At 42.4% G+C, this 15513-nt stretch carries 18 protein-coding genes and 1 rRNA gene; 8 read left to right on the top strand and 11 right to left on the bottom strand.

The genetic code is table 11. The annotated features are described in order from the left end of the window. Window position 1 precedes the first annotated feature (1 nt). A complete protein-coding gene (gene panF / locus B0184_RS08620) occupies window positions 2-1444 on the top strand; it encodes a sodium/pantothenate symporter (RefSeq protein WP_005709119.1) in 1443 nt (480 codons plus the stop codon). A gap of 28 nt (window positions 1445-1472) precedes the next feature. Beyond that, window positions 1473-1838, top strand: coding sequence for a DUF4870 family protein (locus B0184_RS08615; RefSeq protein WP_005709112.1), 366 nt, complete (start codon window positions 1473-1475; stop codon window positions 1836-1838). Window positions 1839-1884: 46 nt separating this feature from the next. On the opposite strand, the gene brnQ is transcribed toward B0184_RS08615, so the two are convergent. The 5 genes from brnQ to ispB all read right to left on the bottom strand — a co-directional run bounded on the left by brnQ (window position 1885) and on the right by ispB (window position 6912). Next, window positions 1885-3177, bottom strand: coding sequence for a branched-chain amino acid transport system II carrier protein (brnQ, locus tag B0184_RS08610; RefSeq protein WP_005709116.1), 1293 nt, complete (start codon window positions 3175-3177; stop codon window positions 1885-1887). 120 nt (window positions 3178-3297) lie between these two features. Continuing rightward, window positions 3298-4023 (bottom strand): 3-oxoacyl-ACP reductase FabG, encoded by a 726-nt coding sequence (fabG, locus tag B0184_RS08605; RefSeq protein ID WP_005709139.1) that lies wholly within the window; start codon window positions 4021-4023, stop codon window positions 3298-3300. Window positions 4024-4108: 85 nt separating this feature from the next. After that, window positions 4109-5044 (bottom strand): ACP S-malonyltransferase, encoded by a 936-nt coding sequence (gene fabD, locus B0184_RS08600; protein ID WP_005709098.1) that lies wholly within the window; start codon window positions 5042-5044, stop codon window positions 4109-4111. A gap of 117 nt (window positions 5045-5161) precedes the next feature. Then, window positions 5162-5908, bottom strand: a complete 747-nt coding sequence (locus B0184_RS08595; protein ID WP_005709135.1) for an epoxyqueuosine reductase QueH — start codon at window positions 5906-5908, stop codon at window positions 5162-5164. 20 nt (window positions 5909-5928) lie between these two features. Continuing rightward, the gene (gene ispB, locus B0184_RS08590; protein ID WP_005709124.1) at window positions 5929-6912 is read right to left on the bottom strand and encodes an octaprenyl diphosphate synthase; all 984 of its coding nucleotides are present in this window, start codon (window positions 6910-6912) and stop codon (window positions 5929-5931) included. A 233-nt stretch (window positions 6913-7145) separates the two neighbouring features. Here ispB and rplU point away from each other — a divergent pair, with 233 nt between their 5' ends. The 4 genes from rplU (at window position 7146) to B0184_RS08570 (ending at window position 9652) form a co-directional block, all read left to right on the top strand. After that, window positions 7146-7457 (top strand): 50S ribosomal protein L21, encoded by a 312-nt coding sequence (gene rplU, locus B0184_RS08585; RefSeq protein WP_005709105.1) that lies wholly within the window; start codon window positions 7146-7148, stop codon window positions 7455-7457. Window positions 7458-7477: 20 nt separating this feature from the next. After that, the gene (gene rpmA / locus B0184_RS08580; RefSeq protein ID WP_005705226.1) at window positions 7478-7735 is read left to right on the top strand and encodes a 50S ribosomal protein L27; all 258 of its coding nucleotides are present in this window, start codon (window positions 7478-7480) and stop codon (window positions 7733-7735) included. A gap of 70 nt (window positions 7736-7805) precedes the next feature. Next, window positions 7806-8738 (top strand): DMT family transporter, encoded by a 933-nt coding sequence (locus B0184_RS08575; protein ID WP_005709101.1) that lies wholly within the window; start codon window positions 7806-7808, stop codon window positions 8736-8738. After that, complete coding sequence (locus tag B0184_RS08570) at window positions 8735-9652, top strand: DMT family transporter (RefSeq protein WP_005709127.1); 918 nt, start codon at window positions 8735-8737, stop codon at window positions 9650-9652. The genes B0184_RS08575 and B0184_RS08570 overlap by 4 nt, the downstream gene beginning before the upstream one ends. A gap of 139 nt (window positions 9653-9791) precedes the next feature. Here the strand turns inward: B0184_RS08570 and yidD are convergent, their stop codons facing one another. Genes yidD through rpmH form a run of 3 tightly spaced genes read right to left on the bottom strand, consistent with a single transcriptional unit; the run spans window position 9792 to window position 10632 of the window. After that, a complete protein-coding gene (gene yidD / locus B0184_RS08565) occupies window positions 9792-10136 on the bottom strand; it encodes a membrane protein insertion efficiency factor YidD (RefSeq protein ID WP_078177673.1) in 345 nt (114 codons plus the stop codon). Further along, complete coding sequence (rnpA, locus tag B0184_RS08560; protein WP_078177675.1) at window positions 10091-10459, bottom strand: ribonuclease P protein component; 369 nt, start codon at window positions 10457-10459, stop codon at window positions 10091-10093. The genes yidD and rnpA overlap by 46 nt, the downstream gene beginning before the upstream one ends. 38 nt (window positions 10460-10497) lie before the next feature. Then, on the bottom strand, window positions 10498-10632 hold the full coding sequence (rpmH, locus tag B0184_RS08555; RefSeq protein WP_005599701.1) for a 50S ribosomal protein L34: 135 nt from the start codon (window positions 10630-10632) through the stop codon (window positions 10498-10500). 206 nt (window positions 10633-10838) lie between these two features. On the opposite strand from rpmH, the gene hemH reads away from it, so the two are divergent. Both hemH and mutM read left to right on the top strand, forming a co-directional pair. Further along, window positions 10839-11798, top strand: a complete 960-nt coding sequence (hemH, locus tag B0184_RS08550; protein WP_005709114.1) for a ferrochelatase — start codon at window positions 10839-10841, stop codon at window positions 11796-11798. Between the two features lie 16 nt (window positions 11799-11814). Next, window positions 11815-12639 (top strand): bifunctional DNA-formamidopyrimidine glycosylase/DNA-(apurinic or apyrimidinic site) lyase, encoded by an 825-nt coding sequence (mutM, locus tag B0184_RS08545; RefSeq protein ID WP_005709142.1) that lies wholly within the window; start codon window positions 11815-11817, stop codon window positions 12637-12639. Between the two features lie 78 nt (window positions 12640-12717). On the opposite strand, the gene B0184_RS08540 is transcribed toward mutM, so the two are convergent. From B0184_RS08540 to rrf, 3 genes are all read right to left on the bottom strand, one after another. Further along, window positions 12718-14109 (bottom strand): SLC13 family permease, encoded by a 1392-nt coding sequence (locus B0184_RS08540; RefSeq protein WP_005709117.1) that lies wholly within the window; start codon window positions 14107-14109, stop codon window positions 12718-12720. Between the two features lie 279 nt (window positions 14110-14388). Beyond that, window positions 14389-15159 carry a triose-phosphate isomerase gene (gene tpiA / locus B0184_RS08535; protein WP_005709110.1) on the bottom strand — a complete coding sequence of 257 codons (771 nt, stop codon included), beginning with the start codon at window positions 15157-15159 and terminating at the stop codon, window positions 14389-14391. A 165-nt stretch (window positions 15160-15324) separates the two neighbouring features. Beyond that, window positions 15325-15440: ribosomal RNA gene (rrf, locus tag B0184_RS08530) — 5S ribosomal RNA — on the bottom strand. Between the last annotated feature and the right edge of the window lie 73 nt (window positions 15441-15513).

Below are 15513 nucleotides of genomic sequence, written 5' to 3'. Positions count from 1 at the left end.
GATGAATATGGAAATGGTTATCCCACTGATTGCCTATCTTTTGTTTGTATTTGGCGTGGCATATTATGCTTACCGACAACGTAAGGGCAGCAGTTTCCTATCTGAATATTATGTCGGTAGCCGCTCAATGTCTGGCTTTGTATTGGCAATGACTACCGCAGCCACCTATCTTGGTGCAAGTTCGTTTATCGGCGGACCTGGCGCAGCTTACAAATACGGGCTAGGCTGGGTGTTACTCGCGATGATTCAAGTGCCTGCGGTGTTGCTTGCTTTGGGCGTACTCGGCAAAAAATTCGCAATTTTCGCACGTAAACATAAAGCCGTAACCATCAACGATTTATTACTTGCTCGCTACCAAAACCGTTTTGTGGTTTGGATTGCAAGCCTTGCATTATTGCTCTCTTTCTTTGCGATGATGACGGTACAATTTATCGGAGCGGGGCGTCTTCTTGAAACCACACTCGGAATGGACTACAAACTGGCAGTGATTATTTTTGCGGTTACCGTGGGTATTTATACCTTCATCGGAGGCTTCCGTGCTGTGGTAATGACCGATACTGTGCAAGGCTTGGTAATGCTTATTGGCACGCTATTCTTGCTAGGTGGTGTGATTTATGCCGCAAACGGACTAGAAAATGCGATGGAAACCTTAAACAACATCAACCCGCAGTTGCTTGCCCCGTATGGCATTGATGAGCGTCCGCTCGACTTCACTTTTATGACTTCATTTTGGGTGTTGGTCTGCTTTGGATTGATTGGCTTACCTCAGCTTGCAGTGCGCAGTATGGCGTATAAAGATAGTCAATCGCTTCATCGTGCTTTGGTCATCGGCACACTCGTGGTCTCGATTCTTGTGCTGGGAATGCACCTCACAGGCGTAATTGGACGTGCCGTGGTGCCCGATCTAAAAATTCCTGATCAAGTGATTCCAACGCTGATGGTGCAAGTGCTTCCACCACTAGTTGCGGGGATTTTCTTAGCCGCACCGATGGCAGCCATTATGTCTTCCATCGACTCACTACTTATTCAATCTTCCTCAACATTGATTAAAGATTTATACCTTGCGGTAAAACCAAGTGCAGTGCATAACGAGAGTAAACTCAAACTGTTCTCAACGCTCACCACGCTCACCTTTACTTTCTTGCTTGTGTTTGCTGCTCTTAATCCACCAGATATGCTAATTTGGCTGAACTTACTCTCACTCGGTGGTTTAGAGGCAACCTTCTTATGGGTAATCGTGCTCGGGCTTTATTGGGATAAATCGAATGCGACAGGCGCAATCAGCTCAATGCTCGTGGGCTTAATCAGCTATGTCATTATCGCCAGCTTTAAAATCAGCATTTTCGGTTTCCACGCCATTGTGCCATCGCTTGTTTTCGGCTTGATTGCGTTCTTGATTGGGAATCGATTCGGGCAACCATCTAAGAGCCAAGCGGTCAAATAATCAGATTTTTTTACAAATAGGAATGATGATGAACGAACCATTATTGCAACCCCCGCACGACCCAAATCAACGTACTATTATGATTGTTGTGTATGTGCTATTTGGATTAGGTGTGATTTTCGGTGGCTTACCCGCTATTGCAGGCGTGATTTTGGCTTATATTAAACGACAAGATATGTTGCCAAATTCACTTTACCATAACCATCTTACCTTTCTGATCCGAACCTTCTGGGGCTCAGTCGCGGGTACGGTGATAGGATTTATCCTTAGCTTTATCGGCATTGGCATTTTGGTACTTTTTGCGGTAGGAATTTGGTATCTTTTCCGTGTGATTTACGGCTTCGTAAAATTGATGGATGAGAAATCCGTCACTACAACAGGTTGGTTTATGTAGCTAATAACAGAAAGGGGATTGAATATTCAATCCCCTTTTTAAATGATTAGTGCTTTTTCTTAATCAAATAATGTCCGATATAACCCACAATCAAACCTAGCACTGCAAATGGCAACCATTCCATGGAGTAAGATTTAAACGGTAGATTGTCGGTAAAGCCTGTGCCGATAACAGATAGAATTGAGACGATGGTTACTAATCCCAACGCTAAACGTTGCCCTAATAATGGGATGCGGTGTAAGGCGTTAATACCAAGCACTAAGATCACTGTCATCGCAATTGGATAGAGGATTAACAGCATCGGTACGGATTTTTCGATTACCGCTTTTAAACCAAGGTTTGCAATGGCAAAGCTGATCACACAGAACAGAATCACGTAAGTACGGTAGCTAATTTTCGGGAAAACTTCGCTGAAGTATTCGCCGACTGAGGTACATAAACCCACTGCAGTGGTTAAGCACGCAAGTGAAACGATAACCCCTAACACCATTCGTCCGTATTCGCCAAAGGCTTGTTGGGCTGCGTTATTGAGGATATAAGTACCGAGGTCTTGTTTGCGTTCTGCAAGCGCGGTCAAAGTTTCTGGGTTCAGTTGTGCGTGGTTGCCAATCCAACCAATAGAAAAGTAGATAAATCCTAATGCAACCGCTGCAATAATACCAGCAAAGACGGTCTGTTTAATCAATGCTGATGGGCTAACACCTTTGGCTTTAATCGCATTTAATACAATCACCGAGAATGCTAATGAAGCCAGCGCATCCATTGTGAAGTAGCCTTCAATTACCCCCTTAAACACCCAGGACTCTTCTTGTACGGTTACCGCCACAGGGGGTTGATCGAATAAGAAAAAGGCACGAATAACCAAAGCGATAATGGTTAAAATCAACGCTGGTGTTAAAATTGCTCCCACGCGATCTACCATTTTTGATGGGTTTAGGCTTAACCACATTGTGATCGCAAAATAAATAAACGTGAAGATAAACAGCGGTAAATTGCCCACATCTTCGCCTAAAAATGGCACAACCGCCATTTCATAAGCTGTCGCACCTGTACGGGGACCAGCAAAGAATGGACCAATAGAAAGATAAATTGCCGCCAAGAAAATTAGCGAGAACCAAGGATGGATGCGGTTTAGTGCTGCTTTGTAGCCACCTTCGTAAAAGGCACTGACAATAATCCCGAGTAAAGGTAAGCCTACCCCCGTAGTGATAAAGCCCAAAATAGACGGAAAGAAATGTTCTCCACTCTCAAAGCCAAGCTTAGGTGGGAAAATAAGATTGCCAGCTCCGAAAAAGATGGCAAAGAGCATAAAGCCAACAACAAATGTATTTTTAGTCATAATTACACACACAAATAAAAAGTAAAAAATAAAAGGGAATAAAAGCAAAAAAAACCGAATTTTGCATTTATTGAGAACAATAATAGCAAAATTCGGTAGAAATTGAACCGCTTTTAGCGATTAGTTCATATATAAACCACCATTCACGTGGAGGGTTTCGCCATTGATGTAACGGGCATCATCAGAGGCTAAGAATGCCACGGCTTTGGCGATGTCTTGTGCCGTACCTAATTCACCTGCTGGGATTTGACTTAAGATTGCTTCTTTTTGTGCTTCATTCAGCTCGTCTGTCATATCGGTGGCGATAAAACCTGGAGCAACCACGTTCACGGTAATACCACGTGAAGCCACTTCTTTCGCCAACGATTTTGAGAAGCCAATCAAGCCTGCTTTCGCTGCACAATAATTGGTTTGACCTGGGTTACCCATTGAGCCAACTACCGAGCCGATAGTGATAATGCGGCCACCTTTTTTCATCATTGGGCGAAGCACGGCTTTGGATAAGCGGTAAACCGAGGTGAGGTTAGTTTGGATGATATCGAACCAATCTTGGTCTTTCATACGCATTAACAAACCATCTCGGGTAATGCCTGCATTGTTTACCAGAATGTCGATGTCGCCCACTTCTGCTTTGATTTGGGCTAGAACAGCATCAATAGATTCTGGCTCAGTGACGTTTAATACTAAGCCTTTGCCTTTCTCACCTAAGTAAGCTGAAATAGCTTCTGCCCCTTTTTCAGAGGTTGCCGTGCCGATTACGAATGCACCTTTTGCACTTAATTCTTCTGCGATTGCACGTCCAATACCACGAGTTGCCCCTGTGACTAATGCGATTTTGCCTTGCATTGTGTTTTCCTTTTGTAGGGTGGGATTTATCCCACCAATTGAGATCTTAATTATATTAATGGTGGGATAAATCCCACCCTACGAATTACGCTTCGACTGCCTCAAACGACTCCACATCATTCACCGCTTTTGCTGAAAGCTCTTTGACGATACGGCTGGTTAAGCCGGTTAAGACTTTACCGGGACCGATTTCGTATAAAGTGGTTACGCCATCTTTTGCTATTTTTTCAACGGTTTCTGTCCAACGAACAGGGCTGTAAAGCTGGCGGACTAACGCATCGCAGATTTTATCTGCATCGGTTTCGATTGCTACATCCACGTTGTTAATCACGGGCACAAGCGGTGCATTTAGTGTGATGTTTTGCAATGCTCTAGAAAGTTCTTCTGCCGCAGGTTTCATCAACGCACAGTGCGAAGGCACGCTCACTGCTAATGGTAAAGCACGTTTTGCACCCGCTTCTTTGCAGAGTTCACCAGCACGGGTTGCAGCAGTTTTCGTACCAGCAATCACTACTTGACCAGGCGAGTTGAAGTTCACTGCTGAAACAATCTCACTTGTTTCGCTAGCTGCTTGTTCGCACGCCTTGATGATTGCTTCATTATCTAAGCCGATAATCGCAAACATTGCACCAGTGCCTGCAGGCACGGCTTGTTGCATTGCATTGCCACGTAGTTCAACTAATTTGATTGCATCTTGGAAATCTAACACGCCTGCACACACTAACGCAGAGTATTCACCCAAGCTATGACCCGCCATCACAGATGGTTTTGCTTCAGGGAATTTTTGCTGCCAAATGCGGAAAAGTGCCACAGAAGAAGCTAATAACGCAGGTTGTGTGCGTTGCGTTTGACCAAGATCTTCTGCTGTGCCGTTTTGAACTAAATCCCACAAATCATAGCCAAGCACATCGCTTGCTTGTTTGAAAGTTTCTTCCACGATTGGATATTGTGGTGCAAGGTCAGCAAGCATTCCAACCGCTTGTGAGCCTTGACCTGGGAATACCATTGCAAAATTAGACATTGTTGTTCCTCTTGTAAAATGGAAGCGGTGAGATTTGGCAAAAATTTTGCGAAATTCAACCGCTTGAAAATAGAAATAGTGTATCAGTTTTGAGAAATTTGGCTCATCGGAGCAGATTTAATCAGGTGAGTAGTAAAGTTTGCCGATTTCAATGCGGTTTCGACCTGTTTCTAAACGCCATTTGTTAGAGTCACGCAAAGAGTAAACGCAGCCACAATACTCTTGTTGATAGAAACGTTCGCGTTTGCTGATTTCAATCATACGTTGCGAGCCACCACCTTTACGCCAGTTATAATCCCAATAAACCACATCATCATAATGCGAGGCAGCACGGTGTCCGCAATCGTTAATTTGGTTCATATCTTTCCAGCGTGAGATGCCTAAACAGCTCGTGAATACAGGAAAACCATGTTCATGGGCATATTGTGCCGCTTTTTCAAAACGCATATCAAAGCACATTGTGCAACGAATACCGCGTTCGGGTTCCCATTCCATCCCTTCCGCTTTTCTGAACCACTCTTTGCGGTCATTTTCGTAGTCATCATCCACATCAATAAAAGGAATGTTATGTTTTTCAGCAAAGCGGATATTTTCCTCTTTGCGGATCATATATTCTTTGAGCGGATGGATGTTTGGGTTATAAAAATAGATCGTAAATTCGATCCCAGAGGCAAGGATCGCTTCCATCACTTCGCCCGAACAAGGTGCACAGCAAGAGTGAAGCAGAAGTTTATTATGTCCGTTTGGTAGTTCCAATTTTGGACGCACAAATGGAGCGTTTGGATCTTTACCTTTGCGGGTGAGTTTACGTTTTTGTTGTAATGCCTCTTTGTGTTCTTGAGGCTGGAATGTTTGTTCTGTCATTTTTTATTCTTATTATTTTATTAATAATCCCGATCTACAGACAACCAAGCCAATGAAATCAACGCTTGTTTATATTCGCTTTCAGGTAAAACCGCTAACGCATCTACTGCTTTTTGAGCTTCAGATTTAGCTTTTTCCATCGTGTAATCGAGCGATTTGTGCTCAGTCATAATAGAGAGCACTTGATCGATATCTTCACGATTCCCGCCATTTTCGATCGCTTGGCGGATCAAATTAGCTTGCTCTTCATTACCGTGACGCATTGCGTGCAGAAGTGGCATAGTTGGTTTACCTTCTACATAGTCGTCGCCCACATTTTTGCCGAGAGCTTGGGCATTGGCTGAGTAGTCAAGAATATCATCCACTAACTGGAATGCTGTGCCTAAGTAGCAGCCGTAATTTTTGAGTGCGGTTTCAATTTCTTCGCCTGCATTGGCTACGATCGCTACACACTGGGTCGCAGCTTCAAACAAGCGGGCGGTTTTGTTGTAAATTACACGCATATAGCTCTCTTCGGTCGTATTCGGATCGTTCACATTCATCAGCTGTTGAACTTCGCCCTCTGCTAACGCATTTGTAGCTGCCGACATCACCTTGAGTACTTCAAGTGAATCTACCGAGGTCATCATTTGGAAAGAGCGGGTATAGATGTAGTCCCCTACCAATACGCTTGCGGCATTGCCAAAAGCGGCATTAGCGGTTTCACGACCGCGACGCATATCGGACTCATCCACAACGTCATCGTGTAAAAGGGTAGCTGTATGCACAAATTCAATAAATGCAGCAGTGGTGATTTGCTTGCTACCTTGATAGCCTAACGCACGTGCGGAAAGCACAGTAATGAGTGGGCGAATGCGTTTGCCACCACCACTAATAATGTAAAAACCGAGCTGGTTGATTAGCGGTACTTCCGAGTTAAGTTGAGCCAAAATTTCAGCATTCACCAATTGCATATCGTCGGCTGCTAAGGCTTGAATTTGGTCGAGAGTAAGTTGTTGTGCCATCTTTTCTTATCTAAAAGCCAAAAATTGAGTTGATTTTACCGCACTTTCGATAAGCTGCAAAATTTTGTTAGAAATCGAAAAGGATCCTTAAAGGAACAAAATAGATTTTTTCAAATTTTCTGAAATTCGTTCTTGCTCTTTGTTTTCTTTTTGCGTAGAATTGCAACCCTATTTTATATGAATTTAAAAGTGCCTATCGCAGAGCGAAAAAGGCACAAATTAGCGGAGTAAATATGTACGCAGTTTTCCAAAGTGGCGGCAAACAACACCGAGTGAGCGAAGGTCAAGTAGTTCGTTTAGAAAAACTTGAAGTTGCAACTGGTGAGAAAGTTGAATTCGACTCAGTGTTAATGGTCGTTAATGGCGAAGATGTTAAAATCGGTACACCAGTAGTAGCTGGTTCAAAAGTAGTGGCTGAAGTAGTAGCACACGGTCGTGGCGAGAAAGTTAAAATCGTTAAATTCCGTCGTCGTAAACACAGCCGTAAACAACAAGGTCATCGTCAGTGGTTCACAGAAGTGAAAATCACTGGGATTCAAGCATAATTTCAGAGGAGATCAAGTAGATGGCAACTAAAAAAGCTGGTGGTTCAACTCGTAACGGTCGTGATTCTGAAGCTAAACGCCTTGGTGTTAAACGTTTCGGTGGCGAGTCTGTTTTAGCAGGTAGCATCATTGTTCGTCAACGTGGTACTAAATTCCACGCAGGTACAAACGTAGGTATGGGTAAAGACCACACTTTATTCGCAACTGCAGATGGTAAAGTTAAATTCGAAAGAAAAGGCGACAAAAACCGTCAATACGTAAGTATCATTGCTGAGTAATTTAAAGCAAAATTTCAAGAAAACCTCACAAATGTGAGGTTTTTTTATACCTCAAATCTATAATAATCCTATGCAAAAACAACAACCCCTAGCAGGTTTCCTCTTCACCCTTCTTGCAGTATTGATGTGGGGAACACTACCAATAGCTCTACAGCCTATCTTAAAAGAGATGAACGCCCAAACCATCGTTTGGTTTCGTTTTATTGTTGCGATGATTGGCGTATTCTTTATGCTTTTCTTTGCAAAAAAATTACCAAAAGCGGCCGCTTTAACTCGGAAAGATCTTACCCTTTTAGTGATTGGGATCTTAGGTCTTTCAGGCAATTTTTTCCTCTTTAACGTAGCATTACGCTATATTCCTGCTACAGCTAGCCAAGTTATTAGTCCTCTTTCTTCCTTTGCAATGATTTTATGCGGGGCTTTTCTCTTCAAAGAAACCATCCGATTAAACCAAAAATTAGGATTTATTGTGGTAATTATCGGCTTAATCCTCTTTTTCCATAATCGCTTTGCGGATTTTTCGCAAATGAATGGCTACGCTTTCGGGATCTTATGTGGGGCGTTAGCCAGCTTTATCTGGATTGGCTACGGGCTTTCACAACGAATCTTATTAAAACGCTTCAACTCAGTACAAATCCTGTTTATGATTTATATCGGTTGTAGCCTTGTGTTCACGCCCCTCTCTGATTTCTCACAAGCGGTCAATTTAAGCCCCTTTGCTGCAATCTGTTTAGTTTATTGCTGCTTGAATACTATCATCGCCTACGGCTCTTATGCTGAAGCACTCAACCGCTGGGATGTTTCAAAAGTGAGTATTATGATGCCGTTAATCCCCATTGCTACGATGATTTTTTCAGAAATTGCATATTTCTGGAAACCTGAAAGTTTCACACCGCCAGATCTTACCTTTTTAACCGTTTTAGGGGCTTGTTTAGTGGTTTTTGGGGCGTTATTCTCTGCCGTAGGACATAAATTATTACATAGAAGAAGAGTAAAAAAATGAAGAAAAATGCAGGCTTAGGTTTTTGTTTGGCACTACTTGCCACGATGATGTGGGGTACGCTACCGATTGCAGCACAACAAGTATTGGTTTCGCTTGATGCTCAAACCCTCGTTTGGGCAAGATTTTGGGTAGCAGGCATTGGGCTGTTTCTTGTGCTTGGTTTTGCAAAAAAATTACCAAAGTTAACCGTTTGTAATGCTAAACATTTCGGTTTAATGTTGCTCGGCACACTTGGTTTATCAGGCAATTTCTTTTTGGTCGCAGAAGGATTACATTATATTTCGCCCACAACAACCCAAGTTTTATGGCAATTTTCGCCTTTCTTGATGATTTTCTTAGGCGTTGTTTTGTTTAAAGAACCGTTTAATCTTTCGCAAAAAGTCGGCTTTCTATTGCTTAGTATCGGCTTAATCGCATTTTTTAACGATAAATTTAATGAACTTTTGCAGCTGAACACTTATGCACTAGGTGTGATATTAAGTATGGCGGGCAGCCTGATTTGGGTCTGCTATGGCATTGCTCAGAAACTATTGCTCAAACAATTTAAGTCACAACAGATCCTGATGATGATTTATCTCTGCTGTGGCATTTCCTTTAGCCCATTTGCGAACCCCGCCCAAATTGGCAATATCAGCACGCCTTTTGTATGGGGTTGCTTTATCTATTGCTGTTTGAATACCTTGATTGCCTATGGCTCTTATGGCGAGGCACTGAATTTGTGGGACACCTCCAAAGTGAGTGTAGTCACCACGATGATCCCCATTTTCACGATGCTTTTTTCGATTTTAGGACACGTGATTTTCCCGGAAACTTTTGCCAGCTTAGAGATGAACTGGATAAGTTATTTGGGGGCAATTGTAGTAGTGCTTGGTGCGATGATGGCAACGGTAGGGTATAAAATCTTTGGAAAATAGAGATGAAAAAATGGCTAGCAATTTGTTTGCTAGCCATTTTGAGAGGTCTACATAATGAATAAAACTTTATAACGACTATAAATAGTGGTCGTAATAATAGACTCATTGGAAAAAAGAAAGTTCACCAAATTTCAAAAAATTAATGATTTTTTTCACATTTTTTACAACACGCTTTTGTTGGCACAGGATCTTCGCCACCTTCGTTTAATGGATTACAACGCAAAATACGTTTGAAGGCTAAATATCCCCCTTTGATTGCTCCGTGAATTTTAATTGCTTCAACAGCATAAGTGGAACAACTCGGATAAAATCGGCAGCGAGGACCAATTAAAGGGCTAATAAAATAGCGATAGAAATAAATCGGCAGCAGTAATATCTTAGATGCTAGGCTGATTTTTTCGTTTCCTGTGTTGGTTGTGTCTGAGACTTCATTTGAGGTTACAGATTTTTGCCCGTTTTGCATAGGCGAATGTGTCTTGCCCATAGTTTTTCCAACGTTTCAAAAAGAGTAACGTTATCCAATTTACCAATGCCACCTTTCGCCACAAACACAAAATCCATATTTGGCAGCTCGTGCTGTTTTAAGCGAAAAGATTCTCGCACAATACGTTTAATACGATTGCGATCGTGAGCACGTTTTAGGTGTTTTTTGGCAACGGTTAAGCCTAGACGAGGATTTTCTGCTGTATTTAAACGAGCAAGCAGCGTCATTTGAGGGGTACTGGCTCGAAAAGGGTTTTCAAACACAGCTTTAAATTGAACGGGAGCTAACAAACGTAGCTCCCGAGAAAAAGTTAGCGTCTTCACTTTCACAATTGTGGGTGATTAGCTGCTTTAACTGCAAATTATGCAGATAAAGATTTGCGACCTTTAGCACGGCGACGTGCTAAAACTTGACGACCATTTTTAGTAGCCATACGAGCACGGAAACCGTGTGTACGAGCACGTTTTAATACTGAAGGTTGGAATGTACGTTTCATTATTTATCTACCTAATAAAAAGTTATTGGCAAAATGCCAATTCAAGACTATAAAAAGAGGTCGTCATTTTAACGGTAAACAAATAAAAAGGCAAGGCGAAAACCACGGTTAAATGTTAAAATCTGCACAAATTTTATTTGTCATTCCCTACAAATTCAAGCAAACTACACTTTATTTGCTCATAACGAGAAAAAGAAGAGAAAAATATGGAAAATAAAAAAATCGGTGTGTTACTCGCAAACCTTGGTACACCAGATGCCCCTACCGTTGCTGATGTAAAACGTTACTTAAAACAATTCTTGAGCGATCCTCGAGTGATCGATCTCCCCAAACTAAAATGGCAAACGATCTTAAATTGCTTCGTATTGCCAAAAAGATCGCCTAAAGTAGCAAAACTTTATCAAGCGATCTGGACAGCTGAAGGCTCGCCACTGATTGCCATTTCACGCGAACAACAAAAAGCTCTGCAAAATTATTTCAATGTGAAAAGCAAAAATGTCATCGTGGAGCTTGGAATGAGCTACGGCAACCCAAGTATGGCACAAGTGGTCGAAAACTTAATCAAACAAGCTGTCGAAAAAATCATCGTATTACCACTCTACCCACAATATAGCAGCACCACGACCGCCTCGGTATTAGATGCCTTTGCAGAGAGCCTAAAACAGCATCGCCGTGTGGTGCCGTTTGAGTTTATCCACAGCTACCATAACGACCCACTTTATATTGAAGCATTGGCAAACAGCATTACGCTTGAAGCAGATGAATTATTGCTTTTCTCTTTCCACGGCATTCCAAAACGCTATGCGGACGAAGGCGATTTTTACCCACAGCATTGCCAAGAAACAGCCGAATTAGTCGCACAAAAATTAAACTTAAAGCCTGAACAGTGGAAACTCACTTTCCAATCTCGTTTTGGCGATGAAGAGTGGCTACAGCCTTACACCGATGAAACGCTCGAAAGCTTCCCAAGTCAAGGCATTAAAAAAGTGGCAGTAATTTGTGCCGGTTTCTCGGTCGATTGCTTAGAAACGCTTGAAGAAATTGCCGAAGAGAATAAAGAAAACTTCATCAATGTAGGCGGGGAAAGCTACCGCTATATTCCAGCACTCAATGCGACGGGCGACCATATTAGAATGATGGTGAAATTGATTGAAGAAAAAATCTAACGCATAAGGAACGAATATGCCAGAACTTCCCGAGGTAGAAACTAGCCTACGAGGTGTTGAGCCTTATTTACAAGGGCAAACCATCAAGCAGATTATCACCCGCACGCCTAAATTACGCTGGACAATTTCTGCAGAGCTTTCTCAAATGCAAGGGGCGAAAATTCTCTCACTTTCTCGCCGTGCTAAATATCTGATTTTACATACCGACAAGGGCGATATTATCGTGCATCTTGGTATGTCTGGCTCGCTAGGCATTTTAGAAACGAGTGACAATCTGCACGCTGGCAAGCACGACCACGTGGATTTAATCACCGAATCAGGCATAATTTTACGCTACACCGACCCGCGCAAATTTGGTTGTTGGCTCTGGGCAGATAAGGCAGACAAACACAAACTTTTGCAAAAACTTGGGCCTGAGCCCTTATCTGATACATTCACAATCAGTTATTTATTCGAGAAAAGTCGCAAAAAAACCGTAGCGGTGAAAAACTTTATTATGAACAATGATGTGGTGGTTGGCGTGGGGAATATTTACGCTTGCGAGTCGCTTTTTATGGCAGGGATTCATCCTGAACTTTCCGCCCAGAATCTCACACAGAAGCAGTGCGAACGCTTGGTTAAGGTCATTAAAGAGGTGCTCACTAAATCGATCATTCAAGGTGGCACTACGCTCAAGGATTTTATCCAGCCCGACGGCAAACCAGGCTACTTTACGCAAGTGCTACAGGTTTATGGACGTAAAGGCGAAGGATGCAACGATTGCGGAACAATGATTGAAGCGAAAATGGTTGGACAACGTAATACTTACTTCTGCCCGAAATGTCAGCGATTGCCGAGATAGGTAGCTAATAGCTAGCGGTGTTTTTTCCTTGGAATTTGCAAATTCTAAGAGAAAAACCACCGCTTGTTTTTTTACGATTTATTTGCCCCAATTGATCCAGAAGAAATAGGTTAATCCACCAATCACAAGGGTGCTGATGATATTCAGCAGGAAGCCGACTTTTACCATTTCGCTTTGTTTAATGTAGCCTGTGGAGAACACAATTGCGTTTGGTGGGGTGGCAATTGGAAGCATAAAGGCACAAGAGGCACTACACGCAACGATTGCCGCAAGCGAAACAGATGGCAAGCCCACCCCTTCCGCAACGGAGATAAAAATCGGGATCATCAATGCCGCCGTTGCGGTGTTAGAGGTAAATTCGGTTAGGAACACAATAAATGCGGTGAGCACGAGTGTCATCACAAGCCAATGTTGCGCGCCGATGTAACTCACGATAGTATCGGCAAGAATTTTGCTTGCTCCTGTTTCTTTAAGCACGATGCCGAGCACCAAGCCGCCACCGAAAAGCATTAACACGCCCCATTCGGTGCGGTCTTGAATTTCTGACCAAGTTGCTGTGTGGGTCACGCAGAGGATGATGACGGCGGTCATTGCCACTACCGCATCGAAGTTTTTGATGGGTTGGCTAAGCTCTAAAGCCGAGCGGATCATTGGTTCTAGCCAGCTGCCGAAAACGAGGAAAAAAGCGGCGATCACGAACACCGCAAGGGTAATTTTGCGTTTACCCGTCATTGGGATTTCTTCAAGTGAAATTTCAAACGGCACGTTGAAGTTTGGGCGAAGTATTACCAGTAGGCTAAACACCATTCCGATCATCAATAAAATTGTGACAGGCATTCCGTAGAAGAGCCATTCTGAGAAGGTAATTTTAAGTTGTGAAGCAAGAATGGCATTCGGTGCAGAGCCTGTAAGCGTACCAATACCACCGATGCTGGCGCTAAATGCAATACCAAGTAGCACAAAGACATACAAATCTCGGTTAGTTTTAAGATCAACTTTTTTCAAAATGCCGAGCGTTAAAGGTAACATCATTGCGGCAACCGCGGTGTTATTGATAAACAGCGAAAGCCCTGCCGTAGCGGCAAAAAGATAGAGTACTGTGAGTTTAAGATTTCCGGATGCGAGACGGATAATATGGTTGGCAATCCAGAGGTCAAGTTTTTGGATATTCATTACCGCAGCCAAAACGAAGCCACCGAAGAACATAAAAATGATGGGTTCAGAGAAAGGCGCAAACGCCGCTTTGGTCGGCAAGACATTCAGCCCAATTGCCAGAATGGGTACCATTAGAGATGTAACGGTGATATTAAAAGCTTCCGTGAGCCATAATATTCCAATAAAGACCAACAACGCTAAGCCCCGATTTTCCATCGGGGTGAACGGTAGCGTCTTGATCAGGGTTAAAAACAGCAGAAAGTCTAGGGCTAATATAATATAGCCTCTTGTTGATTTTTTTGTTGTGCTTGACATACGAAGCTCCTATAAGTAAAGAAAATTGTATGTAATTCGAACATAACAAAAATTTTAAAAATGTAAAGAGTTTTTAACAAACATTAGAAAATTTAGGGTAAACGTTTGTATTATTTCCATAAGCTAGTTTCTATGCAGAATGCTAAGCAAGAACTTGCGGTGTTAGTGGGATAAAATTCTCAAAATGCTTAATTTTAGACCAAAAAATAAGGTGGTTTAAAACCACCTTACTTAGATAAATGACATATAGAGTAAAGAATTTTACTAACGTATTGTCTATTATGCTTTCGTTTTTTCAGCGGCTTTTACAATAACCGCAAATGCAGGTGCTTTTAATGAAGCACCGCCTACTAACGCACCATCAATATCTGGTTGAGTGAATAACTCTGCTGCATTCGCATCATTTACAGAACCGCCGTATTGGATGATCACTTGATCAGCCACTGCTTGAGACTTCGTTGCGATATGACCACGAATGAAAGCGTGAACCGCTTGCGCTTGCGCTGGAGTTGCTGATTTACCTGTGCCGATTGCCCAGATTGGCTCGTAAGCGATTACCGCACCGTTAAATGCTTCTACGCCTAATGCATCAATTACTGCATCAATTTGACGTGCACATACAGCTTCAGTTTGACCAGCTTCGTTTTCCGCTTCAGTTTCACCGATACATAATACAGGCACTAAACCTGCTGCTTTTAATGCAGCAAATTTTTTCGCAATAAATTCATCACTCTCTTTGTGGTAAGTACGACGCTCAGAGTGACCGATGATGATGTATTTCGCCCCAAAATCTTTTAACATTTCAGTTGAAATATCACCTGTAAATGCACCTTGTACATTTACATCAACGTTTTGAGCTCCTAATGCAATCACAGATTGCCCCGCTAATGCCACTTCTGCTTCTGCCAAGTACATTACTGGTGGAGCGATTGCTACATCACAACCTTTTACATCTGCTAATTCTGCTTTTAAACCTGCAACTAATTCTTTTGTGAATGCTTTGCTGCCGTTTAATTTCCAGTTACCCATAACAAGTGGACGACGTGCCATTTTTATTCTCCTGTTAAATTAGAAATACAAACGAGGAAAGTGTACCAAATTTTGTGTATCCTTGCATAAGGATATTTTATTTATCTTGGAAAAATTCTATTGGCTACAAAAGCGAAAACCCCGTACCTTACGATACGGGGTTATTTTGCTTTCGCTTTAAATTCAATCTGGCGATGCCCTACTCTCACATGGGGAAGCCCCACACTACCATCGGCATTACGGCATTTTACTTCTGAGTTCGGAATGGAGTCAGGTAGAACTACCGCACTATGGTCGCCAGAATATTCTGTTTTAGCCTTGAGCGTCGTTTCTTACTCTGCTCTGACTTAATATTCTTAAAAATCGAAACAAGCT

The organism is Haemophilus paraphrohaemolyticus (assembly GCF_002015045.1).
GTDB lineage: Bacteria > Pseudomonadota > Gammaproteobacteria > Enterobacterales > Pasteurellaceae > Haemophilus_A > Haemophilus_A paraphrohaemolyticus.
The sequence above is the reverse complement of the archived record's forward strand: the minus strand, read 5'-3'. Positions and strand labels throughout refer to the sequence as shown.

Coding starts and splice junctions, on each gene's coding strand:
- fabD (WP_005709098.1), bottom strand. CDS start 5,044: ATGTCTAATTTTGCAATGGTATTCCCAGGTCAAGGCTCACAAGCGGTT.
- rpmA (WP_005705226.1), top strand. CDS start 7,478: ATGGCAACTAAAAAAGCTGGTGGTTCAACTCGTAACGGTCGTGATTCT.
- B0184_RS08595 (WP_005709135.1), bottom strand. CDS start 5,908: ATGACAGAACAAACATTCCAGCCTCAAGAACACAAAGAGGCATTACAA.
- B0184_RS08540 (WP_005709117.1), bottom strand. CDS start 14,109: ATGTCAAGCACAACAAAAAAATCAACAAGAGGCTATATTATATTAGCC.
- fabG (WP_005709139.1), bottom strand. CDS start 4,023: ATGCAAGGCAAAATCGCATTAGTCACAGGGGCAACTCGTGGTATTGGA.
- tpiA (WP_005709110.1), bottom strand. CDS start 15,159: ATGGCACGTCGTCCACTTGTTATGGGTAACTGGAAATTAAACGGCAGC.
- panF (WP_005709119.1), top strand. CDS start 2: ATGAATATGGAAATGGTTATCCCACTGATTGCCTATCTTTTGTTTGTA.
- yidD (WP_078177673.1), bottom strand. CDS start 10,136: ATGGGCAAGACACATTCGCCTATGCAAAACGGGCAAAAATCTGTAACC.
- B0184_RS08575 (WP_005709101.1), top strand. CDS start 7,806: ATGCAAAAACAACAACCCCTAGCAGGTTTCCTCTTCACCCTTCTTGCA.
- brnQ (WP_005709116.1), bottom strand. CDS start 3,177: ATGACTAAAAATACATTTGTTGTTGGCTTTATGCTCTTTGCCATCTTT.
- rpmH (WP_005599701.1), bottom strand. CDS start 10,632: ATGAAACGTACATTCCAACCTTCAGTATTAAAACGTGCTCGTACACAC.
- ispB (WP_005709124.1), bottom strand. CDS start 6,912: ATGGCACAACAACTTACTCTCGACCAAATTCAAGCCTTAGCAGCCGAC.
- B0184_RS08615 (WP_005709112.1), top strand. CDS start 1,473: ATGAACGAACCATTATTGCAACCCCCGCACGACCCAAATCAACGTACT.
- rplU (WP_005709105.1), top strand. CDS start 7,146: ATGTACGCAGTTTTCCAAAGTGGCGGCAAACAACACCGAGTGAGCGAA.
- mutM (WP_005709142.1), top strand. CDS start 11,815: ATGCCAGAACTTCCCGAGGTAGAAACTAGCCTACGAGGTGTTGAGCCT.
- B0184_RS08570 (WP_005709127.1), top strand. CDS start 8,735: ATGAAGAAAAATGCAGGCTTAGGTTTTTGTTTGGCACTACTTGCCACG.
- hemH (WP_005709114.1), top strand. CDS start 10,839: ATGGAAAATAAAAAAATCGGTGTGTTACTCGCAAACCTTGGTACACCA.